Raw genomic sequence first — 18,877 nt, 5'->3', positions numbered from 1 at the left:
TGATGCTGCTGAACGGGGGTGGGACAGGCCGCCCAGCGTCGTCGCATGAGGTCACTTCTGTCCAGCTACATCAGGTACATCATTCCTTTAAGCTGAACTAATGCTCGATGTCCGACGACTGGTCCTCCTGCGCGACCTGGCCGCACACGGCACCGTGACAGCCGTGGCGGAACTGCACGGCGTCACTCCCTCCGCCGTCTCACAGCAACTCCGGCTCCTGGAGGAGGAGACCCACACGCGCCTGCTGGAACGCACGGGCCGGTCCATCTACCTGACGCCCGCCGGGCACCGGCTGGCCGAAGACACCGAGCACGTGCTCGACGCCCTCGAACGCGCGCAACGCCACCTGCGCAGCCATGCCACGGAGCCGGCCGGGCCACTCCACCTCGCCGCCTTCCCCAGCGCCCTCGCCCCACTGGCAGCCCCACTCGGCCAGGCGCTGGAGGACGCCCACCCCGGGCTGAGCCTGCACATCACCGAGGCCGAACCCGACCTCGCCGTGCGCCTGCTGCTCCAGCGACGCGTCGACCTCGCGCTGGTCTACCGCTACACGAACCTCGCTGATCCCGTGCCCCTGGGCGTCGAGACCCACGAGCTGCATGTCGATCCGCTGGCGGCCGTAGTCCGGCGTGATCACCCCGCGGCCGGCGCAGAAGGATCTCCCGTCGCACTGCGGGATCTCGCACACACGCCGTGGATCACGGCCCTCGCGGACACCGCCTGCGGCGCAGCCGTCCTCCATGCCTGCCGGTCGGCGGGATTCACCCCGCGGGTGCAACACACCTGCTCCGACTTCAACGCCATGATCGCCCTCGCAGCGAGCGGCGGCCACCCAGTCGTCCTCCCTCGCATGGCCGCGGCTCATCTCCCCCCCACGCTTGTCGCGCGGCCGGTGGCCGACCCCACGCTCGCTCGCACGATCGAGATCGTCACCCGGATCGACGCAGGCCACGAACCCGCGATCGGAGCCTGCCTCGATGTACTGCGCTCCCTTGCGCCGAGCAGTACGGATGACCGAGAAGTGCGGATGCCGGTGTAGGTACCGACGCCGTCTACCGGGAGGCCGGTGAACGCGGCGCCGAGGCGGCGCGCGGCACTCCGATCGCAGGTGGCTCCACTCCACCCGATCGCGGCGCCGACCGAAGGCGAGGATGCCGACGCGGCGACCCACCACCATGAGCAAGCCCCACTCCACATGCGTGCGAGCTCCTCCGCGTCGCAGGCAGTCGAAATCGATCCCCCCGACGGCCCGGCCGTCTTTTCATCTCGGGAACTGCTGCCTGCCGCCCCGGAGCCGACGCACCGTGGTTGCGTCCTGGTAGCCGACCTGCCGCGCAATGTCCGCGGCCGGCAATGCCGTTGTGACACGGAGATGTTCCGCCCGCTCCGCTCGCAGCGACCGGATGAAAGCGTAGGGGGACGTTCCCAGCCGGTCCCGGACACGACGTTCCAGAGTGCGCCGGGTGACCCCGAGAGCCAGCGCCGCGTCAGCCACTCCTACAGGTCTGTGCAGATGCGCACGAGCCCATGCCTCGAAGTCGCTGGTCAACTGATCATGATCCTCGAGATGGTCGGACATCGCCCCCGTGCTCGGCGAGGGACGCTCCTCGATGAGCAGGGCGCCGGCCGTCTCGGCAGCCAGTCGGGGACTGACCTGCGCGACGATACCGAGAGCCAGATCGATGTGCGCAAACGCCGCGCCCGCTGTGACGACGCCGGCATCGCTCACCACCATCCGCGACATGTCCAGCCGCACAGCGGGATAGCGATGCCGGAAGAGACCGGACAGCCACCACGTGGTGGTGGCCTGCCGCTGATCCAGCAGTCCCGCCTCGGCGAGAACGAAAGTGCTCGTGCAGGCCGCCGCAAGGGCTCCGCCACCGTCCGCCCAGCGCCGCAGTGCCGTGCGCACCCCTCGGACGTCTCGTCGCATCAGGAAATCGACCACGGTCGCCGGACTCTGCGCGGCCAGCGCGGGAACGAGGAGCAGATCCAGATCTGCCGCGGCCACACAGTCGTCGATCAAGCGGCCCGCCGGTATCAGCAGGCCACCCGCCGTGCGGACCGGTTCGTCCGTCGGGGCGACGAACATGCACTCCAGCGCGGGGATCGTGGCATCGACCCGAGTCCTGGCAGCATCGGCCGTCCGCAGCACATCAAGCACAGAAGTGACCCCCGAGTCCCAGCATCCGCCGAGCGCCACCACACCGATCTTCATGTCGCAAACTCCCTTGCCGATGTCGCATCGGGCACCATCGTGCTCCCTACGGTGAACCACATGGCACCCACGCAGCAGGCAAGCGGCTCGCACACCGCTTCCGCCAAGGTACTGGTCGAGCAGGACGGCCCTGTCCTGCGCATCGCGCTCAACCGGCCCGAAAAGGCCAACGCCCTCGACGCAGACATGATCATGGACCTGTCCCATGCCCTGACTCGGCTCTCGGACGACTCCGGCCTGCGCGTCGCGGTCATCCACGGCAACGGCAAGCATTTCACCGGAGGACTCGATCTGGCCTCCCTCGCACCGAGACTGGCCGTCGGCGACGACAGCCTCATCCCCGAGGGCGGACGTGACCCATGGGGTCTTTACCGGGCGCCCGCAACCAAGCCCGTCGTCACCGCCGTCCACGGCCGCTGTTTCACCGCGGGCCTGGAACTCGTCCTCAACAGCGAGACATGTATCGCAGCAGACGACACGGTCTTCGGTCAGCAAGAGGTCACACGCGGCATCCTGGCACTCGGCGGAGCAACGATACGCCTGCCCCACCGCGTCGGCTGGGGCAACGCCATGCGCTACCTGCTCACCGGCGACCAGTTCGATGCGCGGGAAGCCTGGCGCATGGGCATCGTGCAGGAAGTAGTGCCGGCAGGCCAGGAGCTGGGTCGCGCCATGGAGCTGGCCCACCGCATCGCCGCCCAGGCCCCGCTTGCCGTGCAGGCCACCCTGGCCGACGCGCGCACCGTACTGGCTGCACACATCGAGGCGTCCGGCGCCAGCCTGCGCAACGATGTCGGGCCGCGACTGTTCGCGACCGCCGATGTCACGGAAGGCATCGCCTCCCTCATCGAGCGCCGACCCCCTGTCTTCAAGGGCATCTGACAGCCCTGGGCAAGCCCTTCCAACGGACGCGGCGGGCCGTCGCTCCGGTGTACGCAGAAGCGGAGAACCACATGCATGCACTCATAGGGGACCAGCCGCGGCACTACGAGCGGCTGAACCTCACCCCCGGTGTCATCCAGCCCTGGGAGGACGGGCTGCGCACCGACCCCGCTGCAGGAACGTTCGAATGGTGGTACTGCGATGCCCACCTCGATGACGGCTCCACTCTGACCGTGGAGTTCCACACCAAGCCCCCCTTCATCTCGCCCAAGTCCCCGCTGACACCCTTCGTCCTGCTCACCCTCACCCGCCCCGACGGCACCAGGACGGACAAGACCTGCACCGCTGGGCCGAGCGCGTTCTCGGCCTCTTCCGAGCGCTGTGACGTCGTCATCGGACGCAACACCTTCCGTGGGGGAGACGGCGAGTACGTCATCCACGTCGAGATCGACGACGTCGTCCTCGACCTGGAACTCACCGCGCAGGTGCCGCCGTGGCGCCCGGCCACCGGCCACGCCTTCTTCGGGGCGCGGGAGGAGCACTACATCGCCTGGCTGCCCGTCGTGGCCCGGGGATCCGTGGACGGCACCCTGACCGTCGACGGCGCCACCCGGCATCTCACCGGCAGTGGGTACCACGACCACAACTGGGGCAACATCGCCCCGCGCAGGGTGCTCGACCACTGGTACTGGGGACGCGCGAGGATCGGCTCCTACACCGTCGTCACCCTCATGTTCGTGAGCCACGAGCAGTACGACAAAGCCCAGTTGCCCGCGGTGCTGGTGGCCCACGACGACGAGATCCTGGTCTCCGCAGTGGGTGACGACGAGGTCACCTTCACCGCACGGGACATCCGGGTCCACCCCACCACTTCGGCCCCGGTCGGGGCACACCTCGCATACCAGGTGGCAGACGACGCCGACACCTACACCGTGACCTTCCAGCACGAGCAGGACGCCTTCCTGCTCGACTTCGGCGAGGCCGGGTCGTACCACAGGTTCCTGGGAACCGTAGCCCTGAACCGCAGCGGACCCCGCAGCGCCGAGACCGTGCAGGACCGGACCCTCTGGGAGCTGCTCCACTTCACGGCCGGGAAGCCGACCGAAGAGAGCGATCAGCTGACCGGATCGGGGCACATCCCGGCCATCGGGCACCAGGCATGAACACCGTCGTGGTGCAGCGGAAGGGTGGCGCGCCTACCGCTGCAGGCGGCGGTTGATCCGGCACGTGGCCCCTGCTTGCACGGCTCGTGATGCGAGGACATCTGTACGACGCCGGGCGCTGTTCGGCGAGTACGCCGGCCTGCCCCGAGATTCGCCACCTCGTACGACGTGAAGTCCGGCCGCGCGAAGGCGGACGGCGCGCGCCCTCAGCGCAGACCGTCCCACAGGGACCGAAGACCAGGGCGCGGGTCGCGACCGGTGGCCGCCGTCGCCGCGAAGCGGCGGACGGTCCGCTGCGGAGCGTCGTAGGCGGACCAGCCGGGATCGCCGGCGGTCGCGAAGGAGACCCGGGCGGCGTGCATGCTTCGGCGATCGTTTGAGGCGGGGGGTCGCCGAGCAAGGGCGCGAAGGCCGGGTCGGCCAGATCGTCGAAGACGAAGGGGACGTCCAGCGCATGGCACGCGCCCAGCGCGCCGTCGAAGGCGGGGGAGGGCCAGGCGAACTCGTTCCATCGGCGGCGGGTACGGTGCCTGGGGCGCGGTGGGGCCGTACGCGTCACGGATCCCGTCCCGCGCGGCCGGCGGCCGCGGGGGCGCGAAGCGCAGCGGCCCGGTGGGAGCGGCCGCGTAGGGGATGTTCCTGAAGCCGGCGATCCCGGCAGGACAACACCGCGGACCAGGCCGTGGCGGGTCGCGAGGACCGGTCGCACGGGCACTCCTTCGCGCAGAGGGGGTACGGGGAGCCGGTCTGCTCAGTGTCCGGCGCTGACGATGCGCAGGGCGAACTGCGCGTACTGTTCGGCGACCTGTTCTCGGGTGCGCTGGAGGGCGGGGCCGAACCACTGCGCGACCTGCACCCCGAGGCCGCCGATCGCGGTGACCGCCAGCAGCGGGTCGTCGAGCTCGAACTCGCCGGTCTTGATGCCCCGGTCGAGGACGCCGGCGAGCAGGCGGCGGCATTCTTCGCGCAACCGGAGCGAGGGCGCGGCCAGTTCGGGTGACAGGGCGTGCAGTTCGCTGTTGGTGACCACCGCGAGCAGCGGATAGTCGGTGTGGAGCAGCACATGAGCACGGACCAGGGCGGTCAGTTGGCGGGCGGCGCTGTCGTCACGAGTGCCGTCGGCCGCTTCCGTCAGCCGGGTCCGCATCTCCTCGTGGCCGATGCGCACCAGCTCGGCCAGCACGTGCCCCTTGGACGGGTAGTGCGCGTACAGGGTGGCGGAGTTGATGCCGACCATGCCCGCGATCTGCCGGATCGAGGCGCCCGCGAAGCCGGACTCGGCGAACAGCTCCAGACCCGCCTCGAGGATCTTGCCCCGGGTGCCCGGCGGTGTGACGCCCTCAGGGAGAACCGCCTCCATCGCGACGACCCGGCGGGGCTCCCAGTCGGGAAGTTCCACGGCTGCTCCCGGAGATTCGGCGAGATTTCCAACCAATCGATTGGTTGACACCGTAACCCAGAAGCCGGATGGTGTCTCGCAACGTTCCTGAAACAACCGATCGATTGGTTGGAAACCTGGCCGTGCTGTCCGCTCCGGCAGCCGGCCGCGATCCCTGGGGAGCCGCCCGTGAGCCGTCCCGTCACCCTCCCTGCCGAGCCGGCGAACCTCGCAACCGTGCTGACCGCGAGCGCGGAACGCGTCCCCGCACGGATCGCCGTGCGCCTGGGCGCGGAAACCCTCAGCTACGCCGAACTGGCGGACGGCACGGACGGCAGCCGTGCTGCGGGACCACGGCGTGAGCCCCGGCGACCGGGTGGGGCTGATGGTGCCGAACGTCCCGGCCTTCGCCGTCCTCTGCTACGCCATCCTGCGCGCCGGCGCCGTGGGGACGGCACAGCCCTTCCGGTCCTGTCGCCGCCGTTCCCCCTACGAGACTGCCCGCACGGGCGGTCCTCCCCTCCCACAACGGAGTGTGCTCCATGAGATTCCGCTCCCTGCGCAGAGCGGCCCAGGCCCTCGCCGCCCTCGGCGCCGCATTCGCCCTCGCAGCGGCCGGCCCCGCCGTGTCGGCCCGGGCGGCCACGCCGACCCTTCCGGATCTGAACATCACCGGCACCTACGTCACCGGCGTCTCGTCCGGCGGCTTCATGGCGACCCAGCTCCAGGTCGCCTACTCCGGCACCTTCGACGGCGCCGGCGTCTTCGCCGCCGGGCCGTACGACTGCGGTCAGGGGCACGTGATCAAGTTCGTCACCTGCGACCTCGGCCTGGGCGTCGACGACCTGGAGCGGCAGGCGGAGGACTGGGCGTCCGAGGGCCTCATCGACCCGGTCGCGAACCTGCGGGGCAAGCCGGTCTACACGTACCACGGCTACCTCGACCCGGTGGTCAACCCGCTGGTCTCCCGGGCCGGCGTCGACTTCTACCGGCACTTCGGCGCCGACGTCACCTACCACGACACGGACCCGGCCGGACACTCGTGGCCCACCCCCGACGGCGTCGTCCCCTGCGCCCTCACCCTGCCGCCGTTCCTGAACAACTGTCACAACGACCCTCAGCGCGAGATGCTCACCACCTGGCTCGGCGGGGTCAATCCACGCAACACCGGCACCCCCGAGGGCACCCTCACGCACTTCGATCAGAACGCCTACGCCCCCGGCGGCTCGGCCCGTGCCCTGTCCATGGATTCCACCGGGCAGCTCTACGTGCCGCCGGCCTGTGCGAACGGCGCCCCCTGCAAGCTGGTGGTGGCCCTGCACGGCTGCCTGTCCGCCCAGCAGCTCCTCGGTACGGCCTTCGCGGAGAAGGGGAACCTCGACACCTACGCCGACACCAACAACCTGGTCGTCCTCTACCCGCAGGCCGTCTCCAGCGTCTGGCCGGTCAACCCGCAGGGCTGCTGGGACTGGTTCGGATACACCGGATCCGACTACGCCGTACAGAGCGCACCGCAGATGACCGCCATCGTCAACATGGTCCACGCCCTGGGCGCCTGAGCTCCACCACCGACAGTACCCGCAGCGCGCACCGGGCGCTGCGGGTACCGCACGTCCCAGGGAGTGGAGGTACGGCGGCCCGCTCAGGGGCGTGCCGTGAGCAGTGTGTCCACCAAGGCGCGGGCGGACTCCGTGGCTCCTCATACGCCGAATTCAGCGAGGTGGGCCAGGGTGAGACCGGCGAGGCCGGCGCCGGCGGTGGCGACACGGAGAGTGGGCATGAGTTCTCCAGTTCAAGCGCTGGGACATGAGGAAATGCCGGGAACCGACCCGCATCCCAACCGACGTGACTGCGGGCGGGAGGCCGGTGCAGCAGGGGCCTGGTAGCGCCTGCGGTGGGCGAGTGGTGCGGTCCCGGTGATGCCGGGCTGCTGTCAGGCCGGAGGTGGCCCGACAGCAGCCCGAGCGGGCCCGGCGCCGGCTGGGGTTGGGCCTGGGCGGGCCGGTCAGCGCTGCGGGTGGGCGTTGCCCGTCGGCGGCAACTGCGGTGCGGGCAGCCGGTCCTGGCCGACGAGGCGGTGACCGCGCTCGGCCGATTCGCGGACGGCGCCGAAGCCGTAGTCGCGCATCTCGTCCTCGTAGGCCCGTAGGGCGTCTGTGAGCGGTCGACCGGCGGCGGCCTCGACGAGACGGGAGGTGAGAACGCGGGCGTCGCGCAGCGCGGTGTTCGCGCCCACACCGATGGCGGGGCTCATGACGTGGATGGCGTCGCCGAGGAGCGTGACCGCGTTCGTTTCCCCTGCGGTGACGGGCACGCTGGTGCGGACCGAGACCGGGAAGATCGAGGCCGGGGCCTGGCGGGAGACGATCTCCGCCGGCCTGGGGTGCCAGCCCTCACTGGCGGACCGCCCCGACACACTGCTGTCCCGGGACGCCGCCGGCGGCGCGCTGAGCGTGGAGTCGGCCGGGCCCTGGCTGGCAGCTCTGCCCGACGCCGCCTGGGAGATGGTGCCCGCCGAGCGCCGCCTCGCCGCCTCCGTGGACTGGCACCCCGAACACGGCGACCGCTGCCAGTACCTCACCTTCACCTCGCCCGGCCTGGACCGCGACGGCCTGCCGGCCCTGCTCGACTCATGCCTGTACAAGGACACCGACTTGCTGCGGACGTTCGTCTCCGACCGCGGAAAGATCCGCAGCCGTCGGGTGACCCACGTGACGCGTCAGCAGCAGCGGCAGATGACACAGGCCATCAAGAACGCACGCGAGATGGCGCTCCTTCCCTGCAACTCCCGATAGGGCGATGGGTGCCGCACCTTCCGTCACGCCCTGTACCGGTAGCGGATCCGGCCGCGGGTGAGGTCGTAGGGGCTGAGTTCCACGAGCACTCGGTCGTACGGGAGGATCTTGATGCGGTTCTTCCGGATCTTCCCGCTGATGTGGGCGAGCACCGTGTGCCCGTTCTGGAGTTCCACCTTGAAGGTGGCGTTGCGCAGGCACTCGATGACGGTGCCTTCGGCTTCTACGCCCCCTGCTGCCTTTGTCATGGTCTCTCACTTCTCCCGTTATATGACGGTGAATTCGGTAGGAAAACGGTCGCTCTGTGCGATGTGGTGGCGCGTCAGTGGCGGACGAGCTCCAGGGTGCTGGCCGTGCGGCGGGCACCGATGCCCTCGAACAGGGCGGTGGCCGCCGCGTTGGACTCGTCCACCTCGGCCCAGGCCGAGGCGGTCCTGGAGTGGTGCAAGGAACCGAGGGCGTGGGCCAGCAGCGCCCGGGCGATGCCGCGGCGGTGTCTGTCGGACCGGACGGCGATCAGCCCGATCCGAGGCTGCCGGGTCAGCGGCCCCACCCGGACCAGTCCCACGTACTCGTCCACGTGCCTTGCCACCGCGTACTTCGACGGATCGAGCACAGTGACCCCCTCCGTGCGGGGCAGCACCTCGGCCGGCATCGTCTGCCATCCGACGGTGGCCTCGATCTCGTCGCGGACGATGCGGTCCAGGGCGCGCAGCGGGCCCTCCTCCGCCTCACCAGCGGGCACGATCGTCACGCCGGACGGGGGCCGTACCGAGCCGAGCCCGGTGATCCGCGGGTCGGTGGACACGAGATAGCCCCACTCGCGGCGTGCGGTGGCGAAGCCGGCCCGCTCCCAGGCGGACCTCGAGTCGTGGTCGGCCTCGTCGACGACGGTGTACAGCGGTGTCGGCAGGTCCGTCAGAATCGCGTCGGCGATGCGGTCGAAGACCGCGCCGTGCCACGCGTCGATGCTGACGAAGAGCCGCCCGTCGGGCCGACGCGAAGCGACGCCGCGGCCGACCGTCAGGTCGTCCTCCACAGCGTGCCACTGCGTGTCCGAGACCCGCGCGACCACAACGGGATGGTTGTCCGTGCCCGGAGTGGAATGCACAAAGTTCATAGGTGTTGCCTCTCAGGAGTGCCTTGTCCGAGGCGCTCCCGGCGACACCTACGTCAATCGCCCACCGTGACGACATGGGGGAGCACCCACATGGATACAGCCTTCATGGGTCTCACCTCCTCACGCTTTCTCACGGCCGCCCAGACGCTATCAGCGGGGGCCGGTCAGCCCAACGCATTTATCCGGAGCTCTTGGTGTCCATACCGGGCCGGGCGGTGCCGTGGCTGTGTTCGCCGCCCGGCCCGGGGTCCTCAGGGGCCCGCCCAGAGTTCGGGATGCTCGTGGTCGCACGTGTCGTCGATGCCGTAGGTGGGGACCTGCCCAGGCCAGTGCGGCGACCGCGGCGCCCGTGCCGTCCAGTTCGCGCACAGGCCGCGGGCGCGCCTGCGGCCGCCCGGCCGTGGCGTGTCACAGGGCTGCGGTGCCGTCGCCGCCGCTGGCCAGATGCCCGGCCGCGCCCGGCCGCCAGGCCAGCGCGGTCACCGTCTCGTGGCAGTGCAGCGAGCGCGGTGCGGTGCCCTCCGGACCCTTGCCGGAGAAGTCCCAGACGGTCACGTCGGGTGCGCCGTCGGCGGCCAGCCAGAAGCCGGTGTCGTCGAAGGCGAGCCGGGAGACCTCCGGGTAGCCGGACATGGTGAGTTCGCCGCCGTCGCGGGCGGGGGAGGCTTGGGCAACGTGGAGGGAGGCGTCCTGGTTGCCGCTGCAGATCCACCTCCCGGTGGGCGCGAGGGCGAGTGCGAGGTGGGAACCCTAGGGGGCGACCGGCTTCTCGGTGTGCCGCTCGTGGCAGCGCACGGCCCCGTACGCGGCCACGGCCAGGCGCCGCCCCTGCCGCATCCAGGCGAGGTCGGTGACGGTGGACAAGGATCCGGCACCGCGGTGTCGGGGCGCAGGGTGAGGCCGCTGTGCAGGAACTGCTCGATGTCGGCCGGCCCGAGTCCGAGGGCGCGGGCATTCCTTCGTCGTCCTGGGCGAAGGCGAGCAAGAACTTGCGGCCGGCAGGGTCGGCTTCTACTTGGTGAGGAATTCCAGCAGGTCCCGGTTGAACCTCTCCTTGTCGCCCGGCACCATCGCGATGCCGTGGGAGCTGCCCTCGTACACCTTCAGCTCGGCGTTCGGGATGATCTGGGCGGACTTGCGGCCGGTGGCGTCGATGGGCACGACCTGGTCGTCGTCGCCGTGCACCACCAGGGTGGGGATGTCGAATTTCTTCAGGTCCTCGGTGAAGTCGGTGTAGCCGAAGGCGTCCACGCATCGCACGCCGCCTTCGATGGTCTGCGCCATCGCCATGTACCAGAAGGCATCCTTGTTGCCCTGGGTGACTTTGTTGCCGGGACGGTTGGCGGAGAAGAAGCCCTCCGCGGTGTCCTTCCAGAACTGGGAGTGCTCGGCGAGGATGCCGTTCTTGAGTGAGTCGAACACCGTTTCCGGCACGCCCTCGGGATTTTTGTCAGACTTGATCATCACCGGTGGGATGGCGGACAGCAGCACCGCCGAGCGCAGCCGCCCGGTGCCGTGTCGGCCGATGTAGCGCGCGAGCTCGCCGCCACCCATGGAGTGCGCGACCAGGGTGACGTCTTGCAGGTCGAGGTGGGTGAGCAGGTCGTTGAGGTCGTCGGCGAAGGTGTCGAAGTCGTAGCCGTCCCAGACGGGCGTGGAGTGTCCGTGGCCGCGACGGTCGTGCGCGATTCCGCGGTACCCGGCGTCCACGACGGCCTTGAGCTGGTCCTGCCAGGCGTCGCCGTTGAGCGGCCAGCCGTGGATGAACACCACGGGACGCCCCTGGCCCCAGTCCTTGTAGAAGATCTCGACACCGTCGCGGGTGGTGCAGATGGGCATGTGGCCTCCGTTGGCGCGGCTCCGGCCGTACGTGGGCAGGCCGGGCGGAAGAGAGGGATGTTCTTGCACCCGCTTGCCAGCGGAACGCATGCCCGCACCGGGCGCAAGCGTCGACCGCCAGATGGCCTACGTGACGGTGCGGTGCTGACCCTTCGATCGTCGTTTGTGGCCGCCGCGGTCGAACTCGGTCCAGCGCACGATGTCGGCGTTTCGTTCGGCCATGGCCCGGATGACGGGCAGGCGGCCGTGTTGCTGAGCGCTCGCCCTCGGGTACGCGGGCGTGTACTCCGGTTTCCTCCGGCACGCCGATGCCGCGGCGCGCCGTCACGGACTGAGCACCCGGGCGATCCTTGTCGAAGCCGGCCGGCGCAGGATGGTCGGCGGCCAGGCGGACATGATCACGGACATTGCGCTCGACCTCGCGGCGGCCGGCTGCGTCGACTGACGCGAGTGATCGGTGCGGTGGCTGTGGTGGCCCGGCGGGGCCGGTGCCACCGCTGTCCACGTCAGAGGGCGGACGGCGATATCAGCGGCTCGTGTCGGCTTCACCTTCGTCATTCGGAGGGTCTTCCTGTCTCCTGCCGCCCGGAGGGGAGCCGTCCCCGTGCTCTTCCAGCAGTTCGAGGAGCGCGGCATCCGCTCTCCTCTGGTCTTCCTTCGTCAGCTCGACCGGTGCGTTGTTGTAAACGGTGTAGCGATCTGGATCGATGATGTTGGCGGCCCTCAGGCTGAACGTCAGCAGGGGCCGCCAACCCTTGCGGTGGCCGACCCGCACCTGTATCTGGGCCTTGTAGTCACGGGCCTCCGGGAGGAATCCGGAAAACGGTGCCTCGAACTCGAGGAAGAGTTGTTGTGCTTCTCTGCCGGGCACGACGAATCCGGCGGGCAGCTTCGTCTCCTCGTCCGGCCCCGGTTGGAGCCGGGACGTGGAGGACACCCACAGGAGCGGCAGATGTGAGGCGGGCTCATCAGGGAAGGTCAGGATGAGGTCCTGCACGACGATCGGTTTGGGACCGGTGTTGTGCAGGACGAGCGGCAGTCGTAGGCGTGCCGTGGAACCGTGGACGATCGCCGCGAAGGAATGAGGTTCCCACGCCTTCAGGCGTCCCTGCCTGGCGTTGAGCCACCAGAACGACGCGACGGTGAAGAGCAGTGCGCAGACCGATACCACACTGGCGCCGGTAAGCGATGAGGACGCGATCTCATCCGCCGCGACCATCAGCGGAACCACAGGTTCAGTCTGCCAGCCCCGCCGTGGGACCGCTAACAGGACGAGTGGCCGCCGACAGGCCGCCGGAACGGTTCAGAGGCCGGCGAGGAGTACGAGATACCAGGCGACCAGGGCCGCGCATGTCACCGCGGGGAGGAGTTTGGTCAGCCCGTCGCCCCTGCGTACGTGCGTGGCCACGGCACCGGCGAGCAGCATCAGCAGCCCGATGCCGGCCAGGCCGCCGCACAGCGGTATGACCGGGCCGAGAGCCACGCCGATGGCGCCCGCCAGCTCCAGGCCGCCGATGACCCGGTAGGCCGCGGTGGTGAAGCCGGCGTGGGCGGCCAGCTCGGGCATCGGACCCAGGGCCAGGATCTTGGCCGCGCCCAGCAGGGCGAAGATCAACGCGATGAGACAGGTCAGCGAGGCGGAGAGGATCACGAGGCGCCTTCAGGGGTGTGCGGACGACGGGCCTGGCGGCGTTCGGCTCCCAGGCCGGCGAAGTGGGCGATCAGGTCGGGGTTGTCGACCGCGGAGGGGTTGAGGACCTGCTCGGCGGGTGCGCCCTGGAGGAGGCGCTTGACCGGGACCTCGAGCTTCTTGCCGGTCTTCGTGTGCGGGACGGCCGGCACGCCGAGGATCTCGTCGGGGACATGGCGGGGGGAGGCGCCGGTACGGATCGCGTCGCGGATCTTCTCGCACAGGGACTCGTCCAGACCGACCCCGTCGGCGAGGACCACGAAGAGCGGCATCCAGTAACCGCCGTCGGGTTCTTCCGCGCCGATGACAAGGGCTTCGGTGATCTCGGGGAGGCGTTCGACGATGTCGTGGATGTCAGCGCTGCCCAGCCGTACGCCGTTGCGGTTGAGCGTGGCGTCGGAGCGGCCGTGCACGATCACCGAGCCGTGGGAGGTGAGAGTGATCCAGTCCCCGTGCCGCCACACGCCCGGGTAGGCGGTGAAGTAGGCGTCGCGGTAGCGGCTGCCGTCGGGGTCGTTCCAGAAGTACAGCGGCATGGACGGCATGGGCCGGGTGACGACCAGTTCGCCGACCTGGTCGACGACCGGCCGTCCCGCGCCGTCGTACGCCGCGAGCGCCACGCCGAGGTTGGGAGCCGACAGTTCACCCGCCCACACCGGGGTGGTGGGGGCGCTGCCGGCGAAGCCGGAGACGACATCCGTGCCGCCGCTGGTGGAGGCTAGCTGGACGCCTGCGCCGACGTGGTCGCGGACCCAGGGGTAGGCGGAGGCGGGCAGCGCGGAGCCGGTGCAGCCGATGACGCGGATCGCCGAAAGGTCGTGCACGGCGGGGTCGACGCCGAGCTTGGCCATGGCCAGCAGGTACTGGGGACTGGTGCCGAAGACGGTGACCTTGTGGCGGGCCGCCAGCTCCCACACGACGTCCGGGCGCGCCACCGGCGCCGGGCTGCCGTCGTAGGTGCAGGTGGCGGCACCGGTCAGCAGGGTGGAGACGACCAGGTTCCACATCATCCAGTGGGTGGTGGTGTACCACAGCAGGCGGTCGCCGGGGCCGAGGTCGGAGTGGAGACCGAGGGTCTTGAGGTGCTCCAGCAGCACGCCTCCGTGGCCGTGGACGATGCCTTTGGGCAGGCCGGTGGTGCCGGAGGAGAAGACGATCCACAGCGGGTGGTCGAACGGCACCGAAGTGATGGTGAGGTACTCCGAGCGGCCGGCCGCGTCCTCCCAGGGAACCGTCAGCCTCGCGGCCCGGGTCGCGGGCCACGCGAGGCCCAGGTGATCCACGAGGACCGTGGCCTTGAGCGTGGGCAGGGCGGCGGCGAGGTCGAGGGAGGCGGCGCGGCGGTCGTGACGGGTGCCGTTGAAGAGGTAGCCGTCCGCCGTGATGAGCACCGTGGGTTCGAGCTGGGCGAAGCGGTCGGCGGCCGCCTTGGGCGCGTAGTCCTGGCCGCACACGGACCACACCGCGCCGAGGCTGGCCGTGGCGAGGAACGCGATGACGGCGTGGGGGGTGTTGGGCAGGTAGCCGACCACCCGGTCGCCGGGTTCGACGCCCAGGTCGCGCAGGGTGGCCGCGACGGAGGCGACCTGGGCGCGCAGCTGCCGGCCCGTGATCTCGTAGGCGGCTCCGGTCTCGTCCAGTGCGGTGATCGCGGGGGCGTCCGGGTGCAGGTTGCGCAGGGCGTGGTGGGCGTAGTTGAGGGTGGCGCCGGGGAACCAGCGGGCGCCGGGCATGGCTTCCTCGGCCAGCACCCGCTCGTACGGAGTGGTGGCGTCGATGTCGAAGTACTCCCACACCGCCGCCCAGAATCCTTCCAGGTCGGTGACGGACCAGTGGTGCAGGGCCTGGTAGTCGGTCGGGTCCGGAATCCATTCGGCGCCCTGGTGCCGGGCGGCCCAGCGGGCGAAGTCCGCGATGCGGCTGCTGGCGGCCGTTTTCGGGTCGGGCGGCAGGAACGGTGCCGGATACGGCGTGGGATGAGGGATGGTCACGGTGCGGTGCTCCTCGGCAGGGAGACGGATCGGGCATCGGTGGTACGGCGGGCCGTGTGGAGCAGGGAGGCCCAGGCCGTGGGCTCCGGGAAGTGGCCGGATCCGGCGGGGACGGTGTCCATCACGACGCGGTCGGGGCGCAGCAGGACGGCGTCCGCTCGGCCGCGTGCCAGCCAGGCGGCGAGCGTGCCGTCGTCGTCCAGGTCATCGACGTGGATCGTCGGGGCGCCCAGTGCCGTGGTCACTGCCGTCATCTGCGCCGTGGCCGGTACGGCGGTCAGGACGACGAAGGCGTCCCGGACGACGTCATCGAGACGCACTCGCCTGCCGTCGTGCCGAATCCAGGGCTGCGGGCAGAAGGTGCCGGCCAGCGTGCGGCCGGCCAGCCTGGGCCGGCGCCGTACCAGCGGGCCGGCGGCCAGGGCGGGGCTGAGGTCACGGCTCACCGCCTCGGTCACGGCGGGGATGCGACAGACCGTGCCCACGACGGCCCGGCGAAAGGCCGCACCGCGGTCCTGTCCGCCGGTCATGGCCCAGCCGACGGCCACCGCCACGCGGATCACATGGCGGGCGTGCGGCTTGCGCTCGCGTTCGTAGGTGTCCAGCAGTTCCTCGGGCGCGCCCTGTTGCAGGACCCGGGCGAGTTTCCAGGTGAGGTTGTTGGCGTCGCGCAGGCCGGAGCACAGGCCCTGCCCGACGAAGGGCGGGGTCAGGTGGGCGGCGTCGCCCAGCAGGAAGACACGCCCCCTGCGCCACCGGTCGGCGAGACGGGCCTGGAAGGTGTACTGCGCCTGCCGTACCACCTCGAAGTCGTCGCTCTGCGAGGCCGGCAGGTCCACCCAGGGGGCGACCAGCTCGCGCAGGCGCTCCCATCCCTCCGGGCCCTCCAGGTTCTGGTCGTCGGCCAGCCGGAACTCCCAGCGGTAGCGGTCCTCGCTGATGCGCATGAAGGTGGCCGGCCGGGTGGGGCAGCAGATCTGCTCGGCGCCTTCCCAGGTCCGCACCGGGCGGCTGGTGCGCACGTCGATGACCCGCCAGCTCTCCTGGAAGTGCAGGTCCTCCCAGGCGGCGCCGATGGCGTCACGGGTGAGGCTGCCCGCCCCGTCGCAGCCGAGGACGGCATCGGCCCACAGGTGTTCCTCCTCGTCACTGCCGCCGCGCCGGAAGGTGACCCGGACGGGACCCGCCGGATCGTCGGGTGTGCCGGTGTCCGGCGTGTTGGACTCGGTGACGGACACGACCTCCACCCCGCTCCACAGCTCGCACTCCGGGCGGTGCGCCAGGGCGCCCCGCAGCAGACGTTCCAGCTCGGGCTGGTTGAACATGCTCAGCTGCGGGAATCCGTGGAGTCCGTGCATGGACCGCGGGAACTCGCTGATCACGCGGCGCCGGGCGTCCAGCAGCCGTAGCCCGGGGGCCGGCCGGGCGATGGCGGCGAACTCCTCGTGGACGCCGACGCTCTGCAGGATCCTGCGGACCTCGTCGTCCACGACGACGGCGCGCGGCAGGGGGTAGACATCGGGGTGGCGTTCGAGGAGGAGGCTGCGCACTCCGTAACGGGCCAGCAGGAGCGCGGCCGTGACTCCCACGGGCCCCGCCCCGATGATCACCACCGGTCTGCGGGGTGTGACGCTCACGTCGCGGCCCCCACAGCGGTCCGCTGCTCGCCCAGGTCGATCCGCCCGTCGGGGGTGGCGATCGTGGCGGTGACGAGGTCACCGTCGCGCAGGTACAGGGGGTTCTTGGCCTGGCCGTTGAAGAACGCCTTCCACTTCAGCGTGGGCGGCAGCAGCGCGGCGATCTTCTCGACCGGCTTGGGCGGGGCCTTCAGGGCGGTGCCGCCGGGCGTACCGGTCAGCAGCAGGTCGCCCGGGTCGAGAGTCTGGAAGCGGGCGAGCAGGGTGAGCGCCTGCGCGGGCCGCACGATCATGTCGGCCAGGGTGCGGTCCTGACGCGTTACACCGTTCACCGACAGCCGCAGTCGCAGGTCGATCAGACGGTCGAAGTCCTCCGGCTCCAGCAGGGCCAGGTACGGACCCGTCGGCGTGAAGGTCGGGTAGGACTTGCTCTCGTAGAACTGCGTCTTGGTCAGCTGGACGTCGCGGGCGCTGACGTCGTTGGTGAGGACGAGCCCGGCGACGTACGAAGGAAGGTCCTGCTCCTCGACAACCGTGCCCACCGGGAGCGTCGCGCCCATGACGAGGCCGAGTTCGACTTCGTAGTCGAGGAAGTTCACGTGTGCCGGGCGGACGATCGTGTCGTGCGGGCCGCTGACCGAGCCGGACGCCTTGCGGAAGAAGGTGGGCGGGATGTCGCCGGTGAAGCCCGAATCCTTGGCGTGGCTGCGGTAGTTGACCATCTGGGCGACCACCCGGCAGGGGGTGGTGACCGGGGGCAGTGCGACCAGGTCGGCGACGGGTGTGCCGCTGTCGGTGGAGGCGGCGGCTTCGCGGACGGCGGTCCGGTCGGCGAGCAGTTCGGCGGTGGTGACCGCCTTGGTGTCGATGCGGACGGCGCGCTCGTTTCGGACGGCCCACCAGCCGTCGGGGGTGCGCAGCACGTTGGTGCTCATGAGCTCATCGCTTTCATCAGGCCCAGCAGGCGTGCGGGGTCGAGTTCGTTGTCGTCGCGCAGGGCCGTCATGACCTCGCGGAGCTTGGCGGGGGAGGGGCTGGTGCCCAGGAAGTCGCGGGTGACGGGCGGGCCCCACTGGGCCAGGCCGCTCGCCGACATCGGTGCCCAGCCGGGTTCGAGGTCGCAGGAGAACAGGTCGCCGTCGGCGAAGTGCTCCAGCATGAAGTGGTCGGGGTCGCGCCAGTAGTCGAAGAGCTGGCTGCCCTGGATGTGCCGGCCGATGCCCCAGCTGCGCCGGTAGCCGCGCTCGGCCAGGTACTCCCCGCCGGCGGCGATCGCGTCGAGGTCGGTGACCTGGTAGGCGGAGTGGACGTAGCCGGTGCCCGGCCCGAGGTGCAGGGCGAGGGTGTGGTGGTCCACGGGCAGGCTGCCCTGGTCGCAGCGGATGAACGCCATGGTCGGCCCGCGCCGGCGCTGTCCGTCCAGGAACAGGAAGTCGGACACGATCATGCCGAGGGTGTCCAGGTACCAGTCCAGGGTGCGGGTGAACGTCCGCGTCTCCAGCACCACATGGCCGAGGCGCTGGATGCGGGACGGCTCACGGGGCGGGCGCTGGGTGGTGTTCGTACGACGGCCTTCGATGCCGGTGTTGAAGATCAGCGGCTGCTGCCCGGGCAGCGCGGGAAGCGGTTCGGCGCAGTGCACCACCCGGACCGGTAGTCCCGAGGGATCGAACAGGGCGACCGACCGGCCGCCGCCGGGGACGTCGATGTCCCGGACGGTGTGGCCGACGGCGGCGGCCAGCCGGTCCACATCGGTCCGCTCGGCCGCGCGGAACGCCGGCCCGAGGAAGCGGGAGGTGCGGCCGCGCCGGATGACCATGCAGGGCGAGCCCGCGAACGTGCCGCGCAGCCACAGCTCGTGATCGGTGCGGGCGGCGATCGCGAAGCCGAAGTCACGGGCGAACACCTCGGCCCGGTCCAGATCCGGCTTCTCGAACTCCAGCCAGGCCAGATCCGCCACTTTGATCACGGGATTCGGGGCTCGCCCGGGGTGTTCACCGCGTAGGGCGCCCTGCTCACTGTGGAGGTCTTGGTGGGGCGTCAGAGGACCGCCCTTGTTAACGGGGATGTGGGACATGGTGTCCTCCAAGCAACACTGCCGTAATGAGGAAATCATCAACTCTGCTGTTTCTCGTCGTCAATAGGTGCAGCCCAAATAATTGAG

General features: G+C 70.3%; 19 protein-coding genes and 3 pseudogenes. 8 read left to right on the top strand and 14 right to left on the bottom strand.

The window, feature by feature from the left end; genetic code table 11:
• The first annotated feature begins 100 nt into the window (after positions 1-100).
• Entirely contained in the window at positions 101-1,039 is a 939-nt protein-coding gene (locus tag ABZ919_RS06295; protein WP_361243353.1) for a LysR family transcriptional regulator, read from the top strand.
• A 222-nt stretch (positions 1,040-1,261) separates the two neighbouring features.
• Here the strand turns inward: ABZ919_RS06295 and ABZ919_RS06290 are convergent, their stop codons facing one another.
• Positions 1,262-2,218 carry a helix-turn-helix domain-containing protein gene (locus tag ABZ919_RS06290; protein ID WP_361243351.1) on the bottom strand — a complete coding sequence of 319 codons (957 nt, stop codon included), beginning with the start codon at positions 2,216-2,218 and terminating at the stop codon, positions 1,262-1,264.
• A gap of 60 nt (positions 2,219-2,278) precedes the next feature.
• Between ABZ919_RS06290 and ABZ919_RS06285 the strand changes: the two genes are divergently transcribed.
• Positions 2,279-3,100: a crotonase/enoyl-CoA hydratase family protein gene (locus tag ABZ919_RS06285; protein WP_361243349.1), complete on the top strand. Its 822-nt coding sequence runs from the start codon at positions 2,279-2,281 to the stop codon at positions 3,098-3,100.
• Between the two features lie 71 nt (positions 3,101-3,171).
• Entirely contained in the window at positions 3,172-4,263 is a 1,092-nt protein-coding gene (locus ABZ919_RS06280; RefSeq protein ID WP_361243348.1) for a lipocalin-like domain-containing protein, read from the top strand.
• Between the two features lie 206 nt (positions 4,264-4,469).
• Here the strand turns inward: ABZ919_RS06280 and ABZ919_RS06275 are convergent, their stop codons facing one another.
• The gene (locus ABZ919_RS06275) at positions 4,470-4,625 is read right to left on the bottom strand and encodes a hypothetical protein (RefSeq protein WP_361243346.1); all 156 of its coding nucleotides are present in this window, start codon (positions 4,623-4,625) and stop codon (positions 4,470-4,472) included.
• A 389-nt stretch (positions 4,626-5,014) separates the two neighbouring features.
• A complete protein-coding gene (locus ABZ919_RS06270) occupies positions 5,015-5,662 on the bottom strand; it encodes a TetR/AcrR family transcriptional regulator (protein ID WP_361243344.1) in 648 nt (215 codons plus the stop codon).
• 319 nt (positions 5,663-5,981) lie between these two features.
• Here ABZ919_RS06270 and ABZ919_RS06265 point away from each other — a divergent pair.
• Both ABZ919_RS06265 and ABZ919_RS06260 read left to right on the top strand, forming a co-directional pair.
• A pseudogene (locus ABZ919_RS06265) lies at positions 5,982-6,029 on the top strand (hypothetical protein); the annotation flags it as partial.
• A gap of 154 nt (positions 6,030-6,183) precedes the next feature.
• Positions 6,184-7,200: a PHB depolymerase family esterase gene (locus ABZ919_RS06260; RefSeq protein ID WP_361243342.1), complete on the top strand. Its 1,017-nt coding sequence runs from the start codon at positions 6,184-6,186 to the stop codon at positions 7,198-7,200.
• Between the two features lie 446 nt (positions 7,201-7,646).
• Here ABZ919_RS06260 and ABZ919_RS06255 read toward each other — a convergent pair whose 3' ends face one another.
• Positions 7,647-7,955 carry an FAD-dependent monooxygenase gene (locus ABZ919_RS06255; RefSeq protein WP_361243340.1) on the bottom strand — a complete coding sequence of 103 codons (309 nt, stop codon included), beginning with the start codon at positions 7,953-7,955 and terminating at the stop codon, positions 7,647-7,649.
• Positions 7,956-8,037: 82 nt separating this feature from the next.
• Between ABZ919_RS06255 and ABZ919_RS06250 the strand changes: the two are divergent.
• Together ABZ919_RS06250 and rpsR are read left to right on the top strand one after the other, a co-directional pair.
• Positions 8,038-8,280 (top strand): annotated as a pseudogene (locus ABZ919_RS06250) (GTP-binding protein); the annotation flags it as partial.
• Entirely contained in the window at positions 8,254-8,436 is a 183-nt protein-coding gene (rpsR, locus tag ABZ919_RS06245; protein WP_361243496.1) for a 30S ribosomal protein S18, read from the top strand. The pseudogene ABZ919_RS06250 and the gene rpsR, both read left to right, overlap by 27 nt.
• Positions 8,437-8,459: 23 nt before the next feature.
• Here rpsR and infA read toward each other — a convergent pair whose 3' ends face one another.
• The 4 genes from infA to ABZ919_RS06225 form a co-directional block, all read right to left on the bottom strand.
• On the bottom strand, positions 8,460-8,684 hold the full coding sequence (gene infA / locus ABZ919_RS06240; protein WP_014675926.1) for a translation initiation factor IF-1: 225 nt from the start codon (positions 8,682-8,684) through the stop codon (positions 8,460-8,462).
• Positions 8,685-8,758: 74 nt separating this feature from the next.
• Positions 8,759-9,556 carry a GNAT family N-acetyltransferase gene (locus tag ABZ919_RS06235; RefSeq protein ID WP_361243337.1) on the bottom strand — a complete coding sequence of 266 codons (798 nt, stop codon included), beginning with the start codon at positions 9,554-9,556 and terminating at the stop codon, positions 8,759-8,761.
• Between the two features lie 408 nt (positions 9,557-9,964).
• The gene (locus ABZ919_RS06230) at positions 9,965-10,189 is read right to left on the bottom strand and encodes a hypothetical protein (protein WP_361243335.1); all 225 of its coding nucleotides are present in this window, start codon (positions 10,187-10,189) and stop codon (positions 9,965-9,967) included.
• 378 nt (positions 10,190-10,567) lie between these two features.
• Positions 10,568-11,395, bottom strand: a complete 828-nt coding sequence (locus ABZ919_RS06225) for an alpha/beta hydrolase (protein WP_361243334.1) — start codon at positions 11,393-11,395, stop codon at positions 10,568-10,570.
• A gap of 265 nt (positions 11,396-11,660) precedes the next feature.
• Between ABZ919_RS06225 and ABZ919_RS06220 the strand changes: the two are divergent.
• A pseudogene (locus ABZ919_RS06220) lies at positions 11,661-11,840 on the top strand (4-hydroxy-2-oxovalerate aldolase); the annotation flags it as partial.
• A gap of 81 nt (positions 11,841-11,921) precedes the next feature.
• Here the strand turns inward: ABZ919_RS06220 and ABZ919_RS06215 are convergent.
• The 6 genes from ABZ919_RS06215 to ABZ919_RS06190 form a co-directional block, all read right to left on the bottom strand.
• Complete coding sequence (locus ABZ919_RS06215; RefSeq protein WP_361243332.1) at positions 11,922-12,626, bottom strand: hypothetical protein; 705 nt, start codon at positions 12,624-12,626, stop codon at positions 11,922-11,924.
• Between the two features lie 72 nt (positions 12,627-12,698).
• Positions 12,699-13,046 (bottom strand): DoxX family protein, encoded by a 348-nt coding sequence (locus ABZ919_RS06210; RefSeq protein ID WP_361243330.1) that lies wholly within the window; start codon positions 13,044-13,046, stop codon positions 12,699-12,701.
• Complete coding sequence (locus tag ABZ919_RS06205) at positions 13,043-15,076, bottom strand: acetoacetate--CoA ligase (protein ID WP_361243328.1); 2,034 nt, start codon at positions 15,074-15,076, stop codon at positions 13,043-13,045. Before ABZ919_RS06205 ends, ABZ919_RS06210 begins: the two co-directional genes overlap by 4 nt.
• Entirely contained in the window at positions 15,073-16,713 is a 1,641-nt protein-coding gene (locus ABZ919_RS06200; RefSeq protein WP_361243326.1) for a bifunctional 3-(3-hydroxy-phenyl)propionate/3-hydroxycinnamic acid hydroxylase, read from the bottom strand. Before ABZ919_RS06200 ends, ABZ919_RS06205 begins: the two co-directional genes overlap by 4 nt.
• A complete protein-coding gene (locus ABZ919_RS06195) occupies positions 16,710-17,648 on the bottom strand; it encodes a fumarylacetoacetate hydrolase family protein (protein ID WP_361243324.1) in 939 nt (312 codons plus the stop codon). Before ABZ919_RS06195 ends, ABZ919_RS06200 begins: the two co-directional genes overlap by 4 nt.
• The gene (locus tag ABZ919_RS06190) at positions 17,645-18,790 is read right to left on the bottom strand and encodes a VOC family protein (RefSeq protein ID WP_361243323.1); all 1,146 of its coding nucleotides are present in this window, start codon (positions 18,788-18,790) and stop codon (positions 17,645-17,647) included. Before ABZ919_RS06190 ends, ABZ919_RS06195 begins: the two co-directional genes overlap by 4 nt.
• Positions 18,791-18,877 lie beyond the last annotated feature (87 nt).

It is taken from the genome of Streptomyces sp. NPDC046759 (genome assembly GCF_040645475.1).
Classification (GTDB): Bacteria; Actinomycetota; Actinomycetes; order Streptomycetales; family Streptomycetaceae; genus Streptomyces.
The sequence above is the reverse complement of the archived record's forward strand: the minus strand, read 5'-3'. Positions and strand labels throughout refer to the sequence as shown.